The organism is Pseudomonas sputi (assembly GCF_021603585.1).
Lineage (GTDB): Bacteria > Pseudomonadota > Gammaproteobacteria > Pseudomonadales > Pseudomonadaceae > Aquipseudomonas > Aquipseudomonas sputi.
Genome location: NZ_BQHI01000084.1, coordinates 1 through 273, shown reverse-complemented (window position 1 = coordinate 273; position 273 = coordinate 1). Strand labels below are relative to the sequence as shown.

1 protein-coding gene is annotated in these 273 nt (G+C 63.0%); it reads right to left on the bottom strand.

What is annotated here, in order from left to right; translation table 11 throughout:
* Positions 1 to 273, bottom strand: a 273-nt coding sequence (locus L6D81_RS29395; protein WP_373874365.1) for a calcium-binding protein, incomplete at both ends; no start/stop codon positions are given.

The following is a 273-nucleotide window of genomic DNA, read 5'->3' as shown; positions in this document are numbered from 1 at the left end:
TCGACGATGTAGGTGTCATTGCCCAGGCCGCCGATCAGGGTGTCGGCACCGAGGCCACCGTCGAGGATGTTGTTGCCATCGTTGCCGGTGATGCGGTTGCCCGAACTGTTGCCGGTGCCGTTGAGATCGGCAGTGCCGGTCAGGAACAGGTTCTCGACGTTGGCGGTGAGGGTGTAGTCGATGGAGGCGAAGACCCGGTCGTAGGCGGTCGGCGAGGCATCGGTCTCGATCACCACGTCGCCGACGTTGTCGACGTAGTAGGTATCGACACCG